Genomic DNA, 18,207 nt, shown 5'->3' on the forward strand with positions numbered 1-18,207 from the left:
CCTGCCGCCGCGGCCGTTGATCCTGTCAGAAAGCTCCAGGCCGAGCGCCAGGCGCCGGCCGCGGCCGCCCTCAAATCAGCCCCGGCGCTGGAGCCGGAGGCGATGAAAATCGCCGAGGCCCGCCATCACGACCCGTTTGCCGTGCTGGGCCGTCATCCGGCCGGCCCTGGACAGGCGCGCATTACGGTCTACCTGCCCTATGCCGAAAGCGTGCGCCTGGGCCCTGACGGGGCGGCGTTTACGCGCCGGCCGGGCAGCGATTTTTTTGACTATAGCGGCCCGGCCAGGGACTTGCCTGAACATTATCAACTGCGCTGGCTCGATAAGGACGGCTACACCCGCGAGCATTATGACCCCTACGATTTCGCCCCGCAACTGCCGGAATTTGACCAGCATTTGTTCGGCGAAGGCAAGCACTGGCATATTTACCAGAAGCTCGGCGCCCATCTGCACCGCATCGACGGCATTGACGGCGTGCTGTTTGCGCTGTGGGCGCCCAATGCCGGGCGGGTCAGCGTGGTCGGCGATTTCAACCGCTGGGACGGGCGCTGCCAGCCGCTGCGCAGTCTGGGCGGCGGCGGGCTTTGGGAGCTGTTCGTGCCGGGCCTGACAGCCGGCTGCGTGTATAAATTCGAACTGCGCAACCGCTACAGCGGCGAATTGCTAATCAAGACCGACCCCTACGGGCAGGCCTTTGAACTGCGCCCGGACACCGCCGCGATTGTGGTCAGGGAAGACCGCTACCGCTGGCAGGATCAGGCCTGGATGACGCAGCGCGCCGGCCATGACTGGCTGCATGAGCCGATGGCCGTTTACGAGGTGCATCTGGGCTCCTGGCGGCGCGACAAGCTCGGCAATTTCCTGAACTACCGCGCCCTGGCCGTGGAGCTGGTCGCCTATGTCAAGCAGCTGGGCTTTACCCATATTGAACTGCTGCCGGTCACCGAGCATCCGCTCGATGCCTCCTGGGGCTATCAGACCACAGGTTATTTCGCGCCCACCAGCCGCCACGGCAGCCCCGATGACTTCCGCTTTTTTATCGATGCCTGTCATCAAAATAACATTGGCGTACTCCTGGACTGGGTGCCGGCGCATTTCCCGAAGGACGCCTTTGCCCTGGCCCGCTTTGACGGCAGCGCCCTGTACGAGCATGCCGACCCGCGCCAGGGCGAGCACCGGGACTGGGGCACCTTGATCTATAATCTGGGCCGCAATGAGGTGAAAAACTTCCTGTTGGCCAGCGCCGTGTTCTGGCTCGAGGAGTTTCATCTGGACGGCCTGCGCGTTGACGCCGTGGCCTCGATGCTGTATCTGGACTACTCGCGCGAGGCCCATGACTGGCTGCCGAACCGCTACGGCGGCAACGAGAACCTGGAGGCGATCGCGTTCTTCCGGGAGCTCAATACCGTGACCCATCAGCAGTATCCGGGCATTGTCATGATGGCCGAGGAGTCCACGGCCTGGCCGCAGGTGACGCGCCCGACCTGGACCGGGGGTTTGGGCTTTTCGATGAAGTGGAACATGGGCTGGATGCATGACACCTTGGCCTATATGAGCCAGGAGCCGATCCACCGCAAGTATCATCACGATCAGCTGACCTTCGGCATGCTCTACGCCTTTACCGAAAACTTCATCCTGCCGTTCTCGCATGATGAAGTGGTGCATGGCAAACAGTCGCTGCTCAATAAAATGCCCGGCGATAACTGGCAGAAGTTCGCCAATCTGCGGCTCTTGTATACCTATATGTTCACCTATCCGGGCAAAAAGCTGCTGTTCATGGGCTGCGAGTTCGGCCAGGGCGTGGAGTGGAATTTTAACCAGGCGCTCGACTGGTATGTGCTCGACTACCCCGCCCATCAGGGCGTTCAGGCTCTGGTCAGCGATCTCAACCGCCTGTATAAAACCCACCCGGCCTTGTTCAGCCATGACTTTGATGCGCAGGGCTTTGCCTGGATTGACTGCCATGACGTGCAGCAGTCGGTGATCAGCTACCGGCGCGCCAATAAGTTCGATGAGCTGATCGTGGTGCTGAACTTTACGCCGGTGCCGCGGCCGGGCTATCGCATCGGCGTGCCCGAGCCCGGCGTCTATACGGAAATCTTCAATTCCGATTCCGGCTATTACGGCGGCAGCAATACCGGCAGCGGCGCCGCCGCCGCCGAGCCTATAGCCTGGATGAACCAGCCCTGGTCGCTCAGTCTGACCTTGCCGCCCTTGGGCGCGGTGATCCTGAAGCTGTAAGGCTGAAGCGCTGCCGCCTGACAAAACCCTAGTAACACTAACACCGGCCCATGCATAAAATCCTGTTCGTCACCCCCGAGGCCCAGCCTTTGATCAAGACCGGCGGCCTCGGCGATGTCGCCGGCAGCCTGCCCAAGGCGCTGGCGGCCCTGGGGCACGATGTCAAAGTGCTGCTGCCCCGCTATCAGGCCTTAAAAACCCAGGGCGAGGTGCGCTTTCTGTGTTCGCTGCGCGTGGACAACCGCAATGTCAATATGCTCGAAACCCGGCTGCCGGACAGCAGGGCCAGCGTCTGGCTGGTCGATTATCCGGCCTATTTCAATTACCCCGGCAATCCTTATGTGGATGAGCGCGGCACGGCCTGGCCTGACAATGCCGAGCGCTTTGCGCTGTTGTGCAAAGTGGCGGTGGAAATTGCGCTGAACCGGGGCTATCTGGACTGGCAGCCCGATATCGTGCACTGCAATGACTGGCAAACCGGGCTGGTGCCGGCCTTGCTGGCGCTGGAAAGCCGGCGCCCCGCGACCCTGTTCACGATCCATAATCTGGCCTATCAGGGCCTGTTTCCGGCCAGCACGGCAGCGCTGCTGAAGCTGCCGGGCCAGCTGTTAAAGCCGGAAGGGTTGGAATTTCACGGCCGGCTGTCTTTTATCAAGGGCGGCCTGGTGTATGCTGATCGTATTACCACGGTCAGTCCGACCTATGCCCGGGAAATCCAAACGCCGGCCTTCGGCTATGGCCTGGAAGGGCTGCTGCGCCACCGGCAAGCGGTATTAACGGGCATTCTTAACGGCATTGATCTTGAGCAGTGGAATCCTGACACCGACCGCTTTATTGCCCAGCCCTTTAATGCCGCCTCGTTAACTAAAAAGCCGATCAACAAGGCCGCCTTGCAAGCCCGGCTGGGGCTGCCCTTGAACGCCTCAATTCCCCTGTTTGGCATGATCAGCCGGCTGGTCGAGCAAAAAGGCATCGATCTCGTGCTGGACTGTCTGCCCCAGCTGCTGAAGCTGCCCTTGCAGCTGGCGGTGCTGGGCAGCGGCGACAAGGGCCTGGAACGGCAGCTGGCTGAGTTTGCCGGCGCCCATCCTGAGCAGCTGGCGGTGGTGATGGGCTATGATGAAGCCCTGGCGCATCTGATCGAGGCCGGCGCCGACAGTTTCCTGATGCCGTCGCGGTTTGAGCCCTGCGGCCTGAACCAGATGTACAGCCAGCGCTACGGCACCGTGCCCCTGGTCAGAAACACCGGCGGCCTCGCCGATACCGTGGCGGATGCCTTGCCCGGGACCCTGGCTGATAACACGGCTACCGGCATTGTCTTTAACGAGGCTGCGCCGGGGGCGCTGCTGGAAGCGGTCAAGCGCGCGCTTATCCTGTACAGCCAGCCGGACCTGTGGAGAAAGCTGCAAGCCAGCGCCATGCGCAAGGACTTCTCCTGGCAGCACAGCGCACAGCAATACCTGGCTTTGTATGAACAGCTATAGCAAGGCTTCGCAGCCGGTTTTCAGCTGCCCTAACCCAACCCTGCACACTAAATCAATAATATACCCTGAAAGAATGCTGGATTTGCTCAAATTCATAAAGATAAGGCTGCGCCACGTCGCGATTGGCGGCCACTACCAGGAGATCATGGGAAAAAACAGAAGTGTTGTACCAGTTAAAACTACCTTCCAGGACAATATAATCATCAATAATGCAGTACTTGGAATGAATGGGCGAATAAGGCACCGGGTGATCATCCTGGCCATACACCAGCCCTGCCGGAATACCGGCGGATTTCAGTCTTTGCACGGCCGGCAGTAAGGGCCGGGTAAGCTCTTCGGCCATGGATCGTTCCACGCCGATGCGTCCTTCTCTGGCCAGATGCCCGTTAAAAAGAATATGCACATAAACGCCTCTGTTTTTGGCGTGAATCAAGGCGTTAATGACGCTGTCATGATGATCTCCGAGCAGCTCGCCAATCAAAAACAAGGATATCTTGATGGAATGCCGGGCGCGGTTGATTTCAGCCAGGATGGCATGATGGGGACGGTAATAGTGTCCATTGTGCATGCTATGCCTGCCGAAGGTATAGAGTAAATTGAAATGGCTCAAGGGGTCGATGCCGTATTTTTGATTCACTCCTCCGCGTTGACTCTGGAATATATTGTCAAGCAGGCGGCATACGCCTTTGGAATGAAACGTCATTCCCGATTCCCAGTTAGCCCACCAGCGGTCGAAGGTGATATTGAATGAGCCCAGTATGCAGTCCTCGTCATTAAAAATAATAAATTTGGTATGCATATCCGGCTCAACTTCTATGAGATGATGCCGGGGACTGCAGAATACGCCCAGCAATTCAATTCCGGAGCGCTTTAGCCGGGCATAATTTTGACTGTTGGTCAGCGTCATCTTGCGCCAATCGACAACACATTGTACCCAGACGCCCTGCTCTTTTGCATGAAGCAAATGATTGATGAAATCGGCATCATCAATACAATCGACGCTTACCTTGATGGTGCAAAAGCGCTCAGGATTTTCCCATTTAGTTCGTATAACCTTGTCTATGAGATCATGAATATAGCGTTTGGGATGATACGGATGATGCTGCTGCCCTTTGGTAAACTTGGGAACAAGCTGCAGTGAGTCAAAATGCTGGTTATACCAATCCACATCGCCCTGTAATTCAGCGGCATTCAGTTCATAGGTGCGATAGTTGTTGAGGGTTGCCCAGTCATGGCTAATTCTCCGGTACTGGGGATGCTCATCCTGGAGTTGATGCCAATCCATGAAAATATAATCATTTTGCGAAGGAATGGAATGCTCATCCAGATGCACAATAAAAGAAAACTTTATGCAGTTAATCCGGCCGAAGTTATTAGAAAGCGGGTGTATATAAAAATCCCGCGTGCAGCGCTTGTGGCGGTTCCATTCGACATCATATTCATCCGTATCGACAAAATAGGTTTCGCAGATATGGTCGCGATAAACTTTCAGGATGACTTTTAAATTGGCCTGCACTCCAAAGGACAGATCAAAGTCTATTTTTCCCCAGCGAACATAAAATTTATCATTAAAATCATTGACGCGTTGAAAAGAGCTGCCCAGGTTTCCATGAAGGGGCGTAGCGTAATGCTCAGCTAACTGCATATCTTTATCTCGTACAAAAAAATTATTTCAAAGATCGGCTTATAATGGGACAGCCGCCTGGCTAATTCAATGCCCCCGCTGCCCGCTTACTTGGGCTCAAATGTCATAAAATAACCAAAATGATCGGAAACTCTTCCATAGTCCTGATCTGTAAACACTACACTTCCTGAAATTGCCTGGAGGCTGCCTGATTTATTCATAAAAATAAAATCAATACGGCAGTCATCGACAAGATACTGCTGCCAGTAAGGATCATTAACCTTAAAGATTTTTTCAAAGACCAGGGGCGAATTAACCGCCAGATACTGATCCTCATATTGATGGGAATCGACCACCAGGCTGTAGCCGCTCGAGCCCGCCGCTACATTAAAATCCCCGCACAATAATGTTCCTCTAACCTGGGCGGACTGCCTGCTTTCCGCCCACTCGCGCAAACGGTTAAATTGTTTCTGAAAGCCATCTTCCCACCAGCTTAAGTGTGCGGAAAAAACATTAATCAAACCCATATAGGGAATATTTATTTGCGCCATGACAACTTTTCTGGAATGTATATTATAAGGATCATGACTATCCGAGACATAGCGGGACTCTTCATTTGACAAGGGATATCTGCTCAAGATTGCAACGCCTTCGCGATAACGGTCAAAACCCAGATGCGCCCAGTCTGTATAGATATGATAAGGAGTTTCAAGACGATCATTAATTATTTTCGCCGAATTTGAATCCCAATCACCTTCGCCGTTATTCCAGAGCTCTGCTACTTCCTGAAGGCAGACAATATCCGCGTCCAGCTCGTTAATTGCTTTGGCTATCTGGGAAAATTTGTAATCCTGGTTATCTTCCTGGTAACAATGCAGATTAAGGATCAGGATTTTAAGCGCCTCATGACTAATGACGTAATTATGGCCACAGTTATTATCCCATATAGTCTGTCCCTTGCTTTCGCAGCAAATGCTGTACTGCACTCTAAAGGCATTACGGATCTTGAGCCAGCCTTTCCAGACCTGGCAACCGTATTGATTCGGATTCCTGGCGTTACTGAGCAACTCCTTATCCCAGTAGTTGGTTTTAAAGTAACAGGGCGTTTTATGCGTGTGCTTCCAATTGTCCGCAGTCCAGTGCACAGTGACTTTTTCAGCATCAAGAGACCGGTCTACTGCTACAGTAATGGGGACAAATTTCTGGTTGTCTTTTAAGCTGTTTGCAAAGCCGGTATTCAAAACCGGAACATTATGGGCTACCTTGATGCCTGAATCGGCTTGACTGGAATAATTCAAGCCCTGGTTATTATCCCAGTACTCTGCACCCAAAGCCTGGCAGCGCAGTCCGAACTGAATATTGCCGGGCAGCGACTTATTTGCCGACAGCTGAAATTCTGCCAGAGCCTGCCAGTATTCCTTACCGGGCTCCGCTTGGCTGTGATGCCTGGCCGGCAAAGTTTGCCATACGCCGTCTTCACCGGACCAGAGCACGTCGATCTGCTTGTCATAGCTGGCATTTTCCACCCGCATAAAAAAAGACAGTTGCTGCTGTACTCCTTTTTTTCGGGTAATCACGTTTTCTACATACAGCAGCTGGATTTTATCCATTTTTAGCCGCCACAATTATTATTTTGAGGCATAGGAAAGGTTACAGGCTTAGATTAAAGAAGAATTGCACTTGAAAGCGATTCAGAAGACATGTCAGGTTACAGTCAATAACTTTGCAGGATTGTAATCGCGAAAATTAATAGTCGGAAAAATATTATCCATAGTCTCCAGCGCGATCAGGTAGCGTTCGCTGATTTTGTTCTTTCGGATACACTCGTGTAAATAGTTAAATCTTGCCAGATGGTCGGTTATGCGTTTTCGGGCATATTCGCTGTTTGTTCCTGATTTCAGGATAAACGGCCAATCCGAAGCTTGCGCCAGTAAAACCGATCTGGCGGCCTGATTCAAAGCCCGCTCCTGTAACGGGTTGACAGCCAGCCCCTGGAGATCAAGCGCTAATTTTTCCAGTTCTTCCTCGGCTTTGTGAAGAAAGGGATAAATCCAGTCATTTTCCTCATTAATCCAGTAACTGTAATAGCCCTGATCGCCCCAGCTTGATGCCGAGGGCGTAGCAAGCTGGGAAGGCAACTGTAAACTTAAATAATCACTGCAGGTGACTGACTGGATGCCATTGGTATTTTCGCCTGCCAAGCGCAGTACGTGCTCCAGCCAATGCGGGCCTTCAAACCACCAATGACCGAAAAGTTCGGCATCGTAAGGCGCCACGATTATCGGCGGCCTGTCCATACCAGCGCTCAGCATGTCAATTTGCTGTTGACGTTTAGTAATAAAGTCCCGGGCATGCTGCTGCGCTTTCGCCAGCGCTTTTTCCGGCTGGTAAATTTCTTTTGGCCGATTCGCGCCCGTCACGCGGTGATATTTGATGCCGGTATTAATACGGGTTTTGCCGTCAAGAATATAGGGAGCGATATAATCGAAATCAAGATCGAAACCAATGTCACTGTAGTATTCGCGGTAATCGAAATCGCCAGGGTAGCCTTCCTGTGCGCTCCAGACCTGTCTGGATGAATCAGGATCCCGGCCGAATGCCGCAACGCCGTTGCCGCAATCCAGCGGCGCATAGATGCCATAATGCGGGGTTTCGCTGGCATTCAGGATGCCGTGGGTATCGACAAAAAAATAGTTAATGCCGGCTTCGCCAAGTAGTGTTTCCAGGCCCGGATAGTAGGCGCATTCAGGCAGCCAGAAACCTGATGGATCATGGCCCAGATTCAATCTAAACGTTTCAATTCCTGTCTTGATCTGGTTACGGACGGCAGTTTCGCTGACATTGAGCAAGGGCAAAAAACCGTGGGTCGCAGCAGATGTTATCAATTCAAGATGGCCGGCGGCGTGATGTTTTTTGAAGGCCGACAGCAAATCGCAATGATATTGCTTTTGATAGATGTCCAGCATTTTCAGGAAAAAACGCCGGTATAAGCGCGCCAGTTTTTGATATTCAGGTAATTTACGCGTTCTGAAGACTTCCTTTTCAGCCAGTTCCAGCAATCTGTTGAGATGCTTCAGATAGCGCGTTTTTAACAATTCATCGCGCAGCATCGAAATGAGCGGCGGCGACAGCGAAAGCGTCATACGGTAATTTACGCTATCTTCCTGCAGACGATCGAGGACGCCAATTAAGGGTAGATAGCATTCGGTCATGGCTTCGAACAGCCAATTCTCCTCAAAAAAACTATCATATTCCGGATGCCGCACATAGGGAAGGTGGGCGTGAAGAATAATGCCAAGGAAGCCTTTTTCCATTATTTCCAGTTATTATTTACCCTGGCCGGAAGTATTTTTACTCGGGTAATGGGATGATTCCTGACTGGCTGCCAGAGCCTGGAGCATAGGCTCGGGAAATATCGCGACTTTGCCGCTTTGATAAGGCCCCCTGCTGAGGCCGGGAACCTGAACAGGGCCGGCTGTTGCCAACACTTCCAAACAGTCATCCGCACAGCGTTCGCCGATAGCCGCTGAATAGGCGCTGGCCTTGCCCTGCCTTGGCAAAAACACTTTTTGCTGCTTGCGGGAGTTATCGATAACAACATCGAACCATGATTTTATTGTCCTGGTACTTTCGTCCGGCTGCGGATAAATTCTTAAGACGATTTCACGGCAATCGTCGGGGGACGCTGAGGCTATTCTTGCTCGACCAGGCTGCCAGTAGGCATACAGATGTTCCGGATCAACAGGCAACAGAACGAGATTAGGCGTATCAGTAAAAATTTTCGGCCTGTACTGCCGGCTGATTTCTTCGCTTATCTCAAGAATTTCTGGGGGCGAAAGTCTGATTCCAGCAGTAAGCCGCGGTGTATTTACTGAAGCAGCCGGGGCGTAATTCCGGCTGATTTCCTGACTTATTTCCAATAATTCCCGCGGTGACAGCCTGATCGGGAAAATAGATACTGAAGACGAAAACATCATTACCAGCTTTAAACCGTTACCATAAATAGTTAGATAAATAACTTTAAAAATTAGTAACTTATTTAAGAATATTTCAATGACTTGCATAATCTGAACTACTCAAGTAATTAGCTGACTCTTTATATCGACCTCTAAATTCCTCCTCCACTCCATGCCAATGGATCCAGCGCCTGTTTGTCTCTCTGCTGTATGCGTATGACTGATTTTGAAAAAAGGCACAGCCATCAAGAATACCCGGCAAGCTCAAGAAATGAGCTGATTAACTGGTCTGACTTTAACCTTTGTCCCTGGTTATTGCAAGCAAAATCAACGGCAACCTTAAAGCTTAAAAGCCATTTCTTACCGGGCCGAAAACACCTGACCTAAACAACGCCTGTCCTGCAAGGCCCAAAAAAGTTCAAAAAGCGGGTTCTGCTCACACGGTCCCGTCTCGGCCCTGAAATGCCAGAGGGCTAAAATCCCGAAGCCTCAGATCAGGCTTTGACATTTTCCAAAACCACTACAGTTTTGTTATTTACCAGATAGAGAGGACTTTCTACCTGCTTTTGATCTTGCGGAGGTAAAATATCCTGAAAGGATGGGAGCGACGTATCCAAAGCCAGACGCCATTGTTTGCCGCTGATTACCGGCAGTTCTACCTCCGCCTTTTCATCCGACATATTCATTACTATATGCAAGTCGGACTCATGGACTTCGCAGCCCGCCAGCGTAAAAGCCAATAGCCTGGCTTCAGGATCATGCCATTGCGGTTTATCAAGCCGGGCGCTATGCCAGGAAATGTCGGGCATATTTTTTCCTTCAATGACTTTCCCTGTCAAAAAGCGCCGGCGCATAATTGATGGATGCCTTTTGCGCAGCGCTATCATTTGTTGAACAAAACGCAGCATATCGGCATTTTCAGCGGCTCTGTTCCAGTCCAGCCAGGTTAATTCATTGTCCTGGCAATAAGCATTATTGTTTCCCTGCTGCGTATTTAAAAATTCATCGCCGGCGAGCAGCATCGGAACTCCCTGACTAAGCAGTAAAATGGCAAAAACATTTTTTGCCTGTTTTCTGCGCATCTGGAAAATACCCGGATTTTCAGTTTCCCCTTCAACTCCGCAATTGAAGCTGAAATTTTCATTTGATCCATCCCGGTTATTTTCGCCATTGGCGATATTATGCTTGTTGTTGTAACTGAACAAATCGTACAACGTAAAGCCGTCATGGCAGGTTACAAAGTTAATGCTGCTGATAGGCAGGCGCCCCTCATGCTCATAGAGATCGCTGCTGCCGCAGATGCGCGTCGCCAGCTCCGGTATCAGGCCTTTATCGCCGCGCACAAAGCGGCGGATAACATCCCGATATCTTCCGTTCCATTCGGCCCAGCGGTAGCCGGGGAAACTGCCTACCTGATAAAGTCCTGCCGCGTCCCATGCCTCGGCAATCAGTTTGGTTTTAATCAGCTGTTCCGACAGTTCAATGCTCCACAATACCGGCGGGTCATCAAGAACTGTGCCGCCGTCCCCTCTCGCCAAAGCGCTGGCTAAATCAAAACGGAAGCCGTCGACATGCATTTCTCTCACCCAATATTCAAGACAACTGACGATAAAGCGGGCTACCAATGGATGATTGGCATTTACCGTGTTGCCGCAGCCGGTGTAATCAAGGAAAATACTTTTATCAAATTTGTCAAGATGATAAAACAACTTGCCGCCAATGCCTTTAAAATTAATAACTGGGCCTTGCGCGCCGGCCTCTGCCGTATGATTGAAAACGACATCGATAATGACGCCGATGCCGGCTTTGTGCAGCGCTTTTACAAGATCGCGAAACTCTTCTATATGAGTCCCCTGCTCCGGCGTGACGCAATAACCGGGATGCGGGCTGAAAAAACTGTGCGTGCTGTATCCCCAGTAGTTTTTTAGTCCGCGATCAGCGGTATTATGAGGCACATCCTGTTCGTCGAAAGCCATGACCGGCAATAGCTCGACATGGGTAATGCCCAATTGCTGAAGATAAGGAATTTTTTCAATCAAGCCGGCGAAAGTACCGGCATGGGCCACCTTTGCAGAGGCATGGCGAGTGAAGCCGCCCACATGCAATTCATAAATAATGGATTTTTCGCTGCTGATCCGCAGCGGCGTGTCACCCTCCCAATCATACCGGTCATCCACTACGCAGCAGCGCATGGCAGTCAGACCGTTATTGCCTGGCAAACAGGCCGCCTTGCGGCTCCAGTACTTCTGGCTGACTGCCCGCGCCCACGGGTCCAGCAGCTGCTTTTCCTTGTCAAAATTGAAGCCGTATTCGCGGCTTAGATTGGGGCCGTCAATGCGCCAGGTGTACCAGATGCCTGCCGGCAATCCCACAATATAAATGTGCCAGTAAAAAAATGTCCGGTTTATTTCCTTTTGCAAGGGTATTATTTGGAAAGGTTCCTGGCTTTCTGCCGAGTCGAAAAGTAAAAGTTCCACCTGTGTGGCATAGCGGCTGAAAATGGAAAAATTAACGCCTCCGCCGTTGGGCTTGCAGCCGGAAGGGTAAGAATTGCCCGGTTTTAATTTATATTCCTTTTTCATATCTTCAGTTTTTGATCAATAAAGTTTGCAACTCGAGTTAATAGTCATAAAACATTACTGACTGATATTTTATGGTTCCGCTTTAAAAGTATGCTATTAATTTATGTTAATTCAGTAAGTTATCATTCCGGATCAGCGAACATAATGGAGTCTCTGGCCGAGCATGTCGGGGGTGACCAGGACCACGCCGCCGGGGCTGACATGAAAGCGCCTGGCATCGTCCTGGGGATGCTCGCCGATCACCGTGCCTTCGGGCACATTGCAGCCGCGCTCGATAATCGCCTTGCTGATGCGGCAGTGCCGGGCGATGTTGACCTCGGGCAAGACGATCGAGTCCTGTACGGTGCTGTAGGAGTTGACCCGGACATCGGTAAACAGCAGCGAATGGCGGATTTTGGCCCCGGAAATCACGCAGCCCCCCGACACCATCGAATCGACGGCCAGGCCGCGGCGCTGGTCATTGTCAAAGACAAACTTGGCGGGCGGGGTTTGCGCCTGATAGGTCCAGATCGGCCAGGTCTTGTCGTACAGGTTCAGGTCCGGCTTGACGCCGATCAGCTCCATGTTGGCGGCCCAGTAGGCGTCGATGGTGCCGACATCGCGCCAGTAGCTCTGCGCGCCGCTTTGCAGGTCCAGGAAGGGGTAGGCGTTGACCAGGTATTTTTTAATCACCGCCGGAATGATGTCCTTGCCGAAATCATGGCCGGAGCTTTTGGTGTCGGCATCCTTGATCAGCTGCTCAAACAGAAAATAGGCGTTGAAGATGTAAATGCCCATCGAGGCCAGGGCGGTGTCGGTGCGCCCGGGCATCAGCGGCGGCTGTTGGGGCTTTTCGACAAAGCTTTGCACGCGCCGGCTGGCGTCGACATCCATGACCCCGAAGGCGCTGGCTTCGGCCAGCGACACTTCAATGCAGCCGATGGTCAGGTCGGCTTTTTTCTCGACATGATCGGCGAGCATGGCGCCGTAATCCATTTTATAGATGTGATCGCCGGCCAGCACCAGCACATGCTCGGGGTCGCGCGAGCGCAGGATGTCGATGTTCTGGAACACGGCATCGGCGGTGCCCTTGTACCAGGAGTCCTGGCCGTGGCGCTGCTGGGCCGGCATCAGATCCACGTATTCGCCGAATTCGCCGCGCAAAAAGCCCCAGCCCTGCTGGATATGGCGGATCAGCGAGTCGGCCTTGTACTGGGTCAGAATGCCGATCTTGCGGATCCCCGAGTTGACGCAGTTGGACAAGGGAAAGTCAATAATGCGGAACTTGCCGCCGAACGGCACCGCCGGCTTGGCCCGCCAGTCGGTCATGTTCATCAGGCGCGAGCCCCGGCCGCCGGCCAGGATCAGGGCGATAGTGTTGCGCGTTAACTGGCTGATAAAGCGGTCATGGTGGTTAGGCATTTTTATCTTCCTGGGAATTGACTCACGATTCGGGCTGAATTTTGGTACACTGGGCTGCTTGCGCATTCTACTATAATGAGGCACTTTAAGTGAAAAAGCATTCTAAAAATCCGCTTGACTCTGATGCCCCAAAAAGCACTGAGGCAAACCCGCTTCAAGCCGAGCCGGCCGCCTCCCTGAAGGCCGGCCCGGAAAACAGCGCTGAAGCCGTCGCTAAAAAAAGCCTAAGCCCTGCCGCCGCGGCCGTTGATCCTGTCAGAAAGCTCCAGGCCGAGCGCCAGGCGCCGGCCGCGGCCGCCCTCAAATCAGCCCCGGCGCTGGAGCCGGAGGCGATGAAAATCGCCGAGGCCCGCCATCACGACCCGTTTGCCGTGCTGGGCCGTCATCCGGCCGGCCCTGGACAGGCGCGCATTACGGTCTACCTGCCCTATGCCGAAAGCGTGCGCCTGGGCCCTGACGGGGCGGCGTTTACGCGCCGGCCGGGCAGCGATTTTTTTGACTATAGCGGCCCGGCCAGGGACTTGCCTGAACATTATCAACTGCGCTGGCTCGATAAGGACGGCTACACCCGCGAGCATTATGACCCCTACGATTTCGCCCCGCAACTGCCGGAATTTGACCAGCATTTGTTCGGCGAAGGCAAGCACTGGCATATTTACCAGAAGCTCGGCGCCCATCTGCACCGCATCGACGGCATTGACGGCGTGCTGTTTGCGCTGTGGGCGCCCAATGCCGGGCGGGTCAGCGTGGTCGGCGATTTCAACCGCTGGGACGGGCGCTGCCAGCCGCTGCGCAGTCTGGGCGGCGGCGGGCTTTGGGAGCTGTTCGTGCCGGGCCTGACAGCCGGCTGCGTGTATAAATTCGAACTGCGCAACCGCTACAGCGGCGAATTGCTAATCAAGACCGACCCCTACGGGCAGGCCTTTGAACTGCGCCCGGACACCGCCGCGATTGTGGTCAGGGAAGACCGCTACCGCTGGCAGGATCAGGCCTGGATGACGCAGCGCGCCGGCCATGACTGGCTGCATGAGCCGATGGCCGTTTACGAGGTGCATCTGGGCTCCTGGCGGCGCGACAAGCTCGGCAATTTCCTGAACTACCGCGCCCTGGCCGTGGAGCTGGTCGCCTATGTCAAGCAGCTGGGCTTTACCCATATTGAACTGCTGCCGGTCACCGAGCATCCGCTCGATGCCTCCTGGGGCTATCAGACCACAGGTTATTTCGCGCCCACCAGCCGCCACGGCAGCCCCGATGACTTCCGCTTTTTTATCGATGCCTGTCATCAAAATAACATTGGCGTACTCCTGGACTGGGTGCCGGCGCATTTCCCGAAGGACGCCTTTGCCCTGGCCCGCTTTGACGGCAGCGCCCTGTACGAGCATGCCGACCCGCGCCAGGGCGAGCACCGGGACTGGGGCACCTTGATCTATAATCTGGGCCGCAATGAGGTGAAAAACTTCCTGTTGGCCAGCGCCGTGTTCTGGCTCGAGGAGTTTCATCTGGACGGCCTGCGCGTTGACGCCGTGGCCTCGATGCTGTATCTGGACTACTCGCGCGAGGCCCATGACTGGCTGCCGAACCGCTACGGCGGCAACGAGAACCTGGAGGCGATCGCGTTCTTCCGGGAGCTCAATACCGTGACCCATCAGCAGTATCCGGGCATTGTCATGATGGCCGAGGAGTCCACGGCCTGGCCGCAGGTGACGCGCCCGACCTGGACCGGGGGTTTGGGCTTTTCGATGAAGTGGAACATGGGCTGGATGCATGACACCTTGGCCTATATGAGCCAGGAGCCGATCCACCGCAAGTATCATCACGATCAGCTGACCTTCGGCATGCTCTACGCCTTTACCGAAAACTTCATCCTGCCGTTCTCGCATGATGAAGTGGTGCATGGCAAACAGTCGCTGCTCAATAAAATGCCCGGCGATAACTGGCAGAAGTTCGCCAATCTGCGGCTCTTGTATACCTATATGTTCACCTATCCGGGCAAAAAGCTGCTGTTCATGGGCTGCGAGTTCGGCCAGGGCGTGGAGTGGAATTTTAACCAGGCGCTCGACTGGTATGTGCTCGACTACCCCGCCCATCAGGGCGTTCAGGCTCTGGTCAGCGATCTCAACCGCCTGTATAAAACCCACCCGGCCTTGTTCAGCCATGACTTTGATGCGCAGGGCTTTGCCTGGATTGACTGCCATGACGTGCAGCAGTCGGTGATCAGCTACCGGCGCGCCAATAAGTTCGATGAGCTGATCGTGGTGCTGAACTTTACGCCGGTGCCGCGGCCGGGCTATCGCATCGGCGTGCCCGAGCCCGGCGTCTATACGGAAATCTTCAATTCCGATTCCGGCTATTACGGCGGCAGCAATACCGGCAGCGGCGCCGCCGCCGCCGAGCCTATAGCCTGGATGAACCAGCCCTGGTCGCTCAGTCTGACCTTGCCGCCCTTGGGCGCGGTGATCCTGAAGCTGTAAGGCTGAAGCGCTGCCGCCTGACAAAACCCTAGTAACACTAACACCGGCCCATGCATAAAATCCTGTTCGTCACCCCCGAGGCCCAGCCTTTGATCAAGACCGGCGGCCTCGGCGATGTCGCCGGCAGCCTGCCCAAGGCGCTGGCGGCCCTGGGGCACGATGTCAAAGTGCTGCTGCCCCGCTATCAGGCCTTAAAAACCCAGGGCGAGGTGCGCTTTCTGTGTTCGCTGCGCGTGGACAACCGCAATGTCAATATGCTCGAAACCCGGCTGCCGGACAGCAGGGCCAGCGTCTGGCTGGTCGATTATCCGGCCTATTTCAATTACCCCGGCAATCCTTATGTGGATGAGCGCGGCACGGCCTGGCCTGACAATGCCGAGCGCTTTGCGCTGTTGTGCAAAGTGGCGGTGGAAATTGCGCTGAACCGGGGCTATCTGGACTGGCAGCCCGATATCGTGCACTGCAATGACTGGCAAACCGGGCTGGTGCCGGCCTTGCTGGCGCTGGAAAGCCGGCGCCCCGCGACCCTGTTCACGATCCATAATCTGGCCTATCAGGGCCTGTTTCCGGCCAGCACGGCAGCGCTGCTGAAGCTGCCGGGCCAGCTGTTAAAGCCGGAAGGGTTGGAATTTCACGGCCGGCTGTCTTTTATCAAGGGCGGCCTGGTGTATGCTGATCGTATTACCACGGTCAGTCCGACCTATGCCCGGGAAATCCAAACGCCGGCCTTCGGCTATGGCCTGGAAGGGCTGCTGCGCCACCGGCAAGCGGTATTAACGGGCATTCTTAACGGCATTGATCTTGAGCAGTGGAATCCTGACACCGACCGCTTTATTGCCCAGCCCTTTAATGCCGCCTCGTTAACTAAAAAGCCGATCAACAAGGCCGCCTTGCAAGCCCGGCTGGGGCTGCCCTTGAACGCCTCAATTCCCCTGTTTGGCATGATCAGCCGGCTGGTCGAGCAAAAAGGCATCGATCTCGTGCTGGACTGTCTGCCCCAGCTGCTGAAGCTGCCCTTGCAGCTGGCGGTGCTGGGCAGCGGCGACAAGGGCCTGGAACGGCAGCTGGCTGAGTTTGCCGGCGCCCATCCTGAGCAGCTGGCGGTGGTGATGGGCTATGATGAAGCCCTGGCGCATCTGATCGAGGCCGGCGCCGACAGTTTCCTGATGCCGTCGCGGTTTGAGCCCTGCGGCCTGAACCAGATGTACAGCCAGCGCTACGGCACCGTGCCCCTGGTCAGAAACACCGGCGGCCTCGCCGATACCGTGGCGGATGCCTTGCCCGGGACCCTGGCTGATAACACGGCTACCGGCATTGTCTTTAACGAGGCTGCGCCGGGGGCGCTGCTGGAAGCGGTCAAGCGCGCGCTTATCCTGTACAGCCAGCCGGACCTGTGGAGAAAGCTGCAAGCCAGCGCCATGCGCAAGGACTTCTCCTGGCAGCACAGCGCACAGCAATATCTGGCTTTATACCAGAGCATTTTATAAAAATTATTAATGTTCTCTTCAAGGCTTTAACAGCTCGGGGCAAAGCCTTCGGTATTTGCAAGAGGCAGCAAAAAACGGAACTAGATAACGCAATTAAACGATCTCTGCATCAGGAGGTTTATATTGAAACACATGCTTTTATTAATGCTCTTCATAACCCTGTTCAGCAATAGGTTATTTGGCGCAGAAACGATTATTGAAGTTGTTCCCTTGCACAACCGCCCCGCATCAGAAATACAACCGCTGCTCGCGCCATTGCTTGAAAATAGCGACCGGCTTATTGACAATGGTTCCAGTTTGCTGGTCAAGACGACGCCTGAGCGGTTGGCTGAAATCAAATCGCTGATCAATAAGCTCGATACCGGGCTGAATAATCTGGTAATTACCGTGATGCAGAGCAGTCATGCCACGGCCGATGAACTCAATGCCGCCGCCGGAATTCGCCTTAATAGTCCAATTGCCGAGCCATCGAAAGCCAGTGGAAAAATAGCCGGCCGCATTTATCAAACCCAGGATCAGGATGCTCATGAAAGCATGCAAACGATAAGAACAATGGAAGGCAACACCGCTTTTATAAAAGCCGGCCGCACCTATCCGATCACTACCACCCAAAGTTATTATTCCGCTTATGGGTATCCTGATGGCTCGACTAACACGGAATTTATTGACGCTACCGCCGGCTTTGCCGTCACGCCCAGGCTGGCGGGAGAACAAGCCGTTCTGGATATATCGCCCTGGTCAGACAGTATGAACGCGCGGAACCAGATACAGACCCAAAACGCCCAGTCCCGCCTGAGAATTAAGCTTGGCGAATGGATAGAACTGGGCGGAATTGATGAAAACAGTCAAAGCGGCAGTGACGGACATTTTTCACGCAGGCGGCAAACCGATGAAAGCCGGTTGCGCATTCTGATAAAAGTTGATAAAACAGACTAATCTGAAACCTGACCCTGGGCATGGA

At 54.1% G+C, this 18,207-nt stretch carries 11 protein-coding genes; 5 read left to right on the forward strand and 6 right to left on the reverse strand.

Annotation, left to right across the window (positions count from 1 at the left end; all coding sequences use genetic code 11):
• Positions 1 to 102 precede the first annotated feature (102 nt).
• Together glgB (HUX64_RS08600) and glgA (HUX64_RS08605) are read left to right on the forward strand one after the other, a co-directional pair.
• Entirely contained in the window at positions 103 to 2,241 is a 2,139-nt protein-coding gene (glgB, locus tag HUX64_RS08600; RefSeq protein ID WP_174625833.1) for a 1,4-alpha-glucan branching protein GlgB, read from the forward strand.
• 50 nt (positions 2,242 to 2,291) lie between these two features.
• Positions 2,292 to 3,725, forward strand: coding sequence for a glycogen synthase GlgA (gene glgA / locus HUX64_RS08605; RefSeq protein ID WP_174625815.1), 1,434 nt, complete (start codon positions 2,292 to 2,294; stop codon positions 3,723 to 3,725).
• A 52-nt stretch (positions 3,726 to 3,777) separates the two neighbouring features.
• Here the strand turns inward: glgA (HUX64_RS08605) and HUX64_RS08610 are convergent, their stop codons facing one another.
• The 6 genes from HUX64_RS08610 to glgC form a co-directional block, all read right to left on the reverse strand.
• Complete coding sequence (locus tag HUX64_RS08610; RefSeq protein ID WP_174625816.1) at positions 3,778 to 5,370, reverse strand: phospholipase D-like domain-containing protein; 1,593 nt, start codon at positions 5,368 to 5,370, stop codon at positions 3,778 to 3,780.
• Between the two features lie 86 nt (positions 5,371 to 5,456).
• Positions 5,457 to 6,959 carry an endonuclease/exonuclease/phosphatase family protein gene (locus tag HUX64_RS08615; RefSeq protein WP_174625817.1) on the reverse strand — a complete coding sequence of 501 codons (1,503 nt, stop codon included), beginning with the start codon at positions 6,957 to 6,959 and terminating at the stop codon, positions 5,457 to 5,459.
• A gap of 93 nt (positions 6,960 to 7,052) precedes the next feature.
• Positions 7,053 to 8,663: a glycoside hydrolase family 57 protein gene (locus HUX64_RS08620; protein ID WP_174625818.1), complete on the reverse strand. Its 1,611-nt coding sequence runs from the start codon at positions 8,661 to 8,663 to the stop codon at positions 7,053 to 7,055.
• A gap of 12 nt (positions 8,664 to 8,675) precedes the next feature.
• Positions 8,676 to 9,269 carry a DUF4912 domain-containing protein gene (locus tag HUX64_RS08625; RefSeq protein WP_217426475.1) on the reverse strand — a complete coding sequence of 198 codons (594 nt, stop codon included), beginning with the start codon at positions 9,267 to 9,269 and terminating at the stop codon, positions 8,676 to 8,678.
• Positions 9,270 to 9,799: 530 nt separating this feature from the next.
• Positions 9,800 to 11,887, reverse strand: coding sequence for a glycogen debranching protein GlgX (gene glgX / locus HUX64_RS08630; RefSeq protein WP_174625820.1), 2,088 nt, complete (start codon positions 11,885 to 11,887; stop codon positions 9,800 to 9,802).
• Between the two features lie 132 nt (positions 11,888 to 12,019).
• Positions 12,020 to 13,288, reverse strand: a complete 1,269-nt coding sequence (gene glgC / locus HUX64_RS08635) for a glucose-1-phosphate adenylyltransferase (RefSeq protein ID WP_174625814.1) — start codon at positions 13,286 to 13,288, stop codon at positions 12,020 to 12,022.
• Positions 13,289 to 13,620: 332 nt separating this feature from the next.
• Here glgC and glgB (HUX64_RS08640) point away from each other — a divergent pair, with 332 nt between their 5' ends.
• The 3 genes from glgB (HUX64_RS08640) to HUX64_RS08650 all read left to right on the forward strand — a co-directional run bounded on the left by glgB (HUX64_RS08640) (position 13,621) and on the right by HUX64_RS08650 (position 18,182).
• Complete coding sequence (glgB, locus tag HUX64_RS08640) at positions 13,621 to 15,759, forward strand: 1,4-alpha-glucan branching protein GlgB (protein ID WP_174625833.1); 2,139 nt, start codon at positions 13,621 to 13,623, stop codon at positions 15,757 to 15,759.
• Between the two features lie 50 nt (positions 15,760 to 15,809).
• Complete coding sequence (gene glgA, locus HUX64_RS08645; protein WP_174625821.1) at positions 15,810 to 17,246, forward strand: glycogen synthase GlgA; 1,437 nt, start codon at positions 15,810 to 15,812, stop codon at positions 17,244 to 17,246.
• Positions 17,247 to 17,378: 132 nt separating this feature from the next.
• A complete protein-coding gene (locus HUX64_RS08650) occupies positions 17,379 to 18,182 on the forward strand; it encodes a hypothetical protein (RefSeq protein ID WP_174625834.1) in 804 nt (267 codons plus the stop codon).
• The last annotated feature ends 25 nt before the right edge of the window (positions 18,183 to 18,207 follow it).

This window comes from Candidatus Methylobacter favarea (assembly GCF_902806695.1).
Taxonomy (GTDB): domain Bacteria; phylum Pseudomonadota; class Gammaproteobacteria; order Methylococcales; family Methylomonadaceae; genus Methylobacter_B; species Methylobacter_B favarea.

Bases quoted from the DNA above. Each gene is read 5' to 3' on its own strand.
- HUX64_RS08610 (WP_174625816.1), bottom strand. From the start codon at position 5,370: ATGCAGTTAGCTGAGCATTACGCTACGCCCCTTCATGGAAACCTGGGC.
- glgB (WP_174625833.1), top strand. From the start codon at position 103: ATGAAAATCGCCGAGGCCCGCCATCACGACCCGTTTGCCGTGCTGGGC.
- glgC (WP_174625814.1), bottom strand. From the start codon at position 13,288: ATGCCTAACCACCATGACCGCTTTATCAGCCAGTTAACGCGCAACACT.
- HUX64_RS08615 (WP_174625817.1), bottom strand. From the start codon at position 6,959: ATGGATAAAATCCAGCTGCTGTATGTAGAAAACGTGATTACCCGAAAA.
- glgX (WP_174625820.1), bottom strand. From the start codon at position 11,887: ATGAAAAAGGAATATAAATTAAAACCGGGCAATTCTTACCCTTCCGGC.
- glgA (WP_174625821.1), top strand. From the start codon at position 15,810: ATGCATAAAATCCTGTTCGTCACCCCCGAGGCCCAGCCTTTGATCAAG.
- HUX64_RS08620 (WP_174625818.1), bottom strand. From the start codon at position 8,663: ATGGAAAAAGGCTTCCTTGGCATTATTCTTCACGCCCACCTTCCCTAT.
- glgA (WP_174625815.1), top strand. From the start codon at position 2,292: ATGCATAAAATCCTGTTCGTCACCCCCGAGGCCCAGCCTTTGATCAAG.
- glgB (WP_174625833.1), top strand. From the start codon at position 13,621: ATGAAAATCGCCGAGGCCCGCCATCACGACCCGTTTGCCGTGCTGGGC.
- HUX64_RS08650 (WP_174625834.1), top strand. From the start codon at position 17,379: ATGCTTTTATTAATGCTCTTCATAACCCTGTTCAGCAATAGGTTATTT.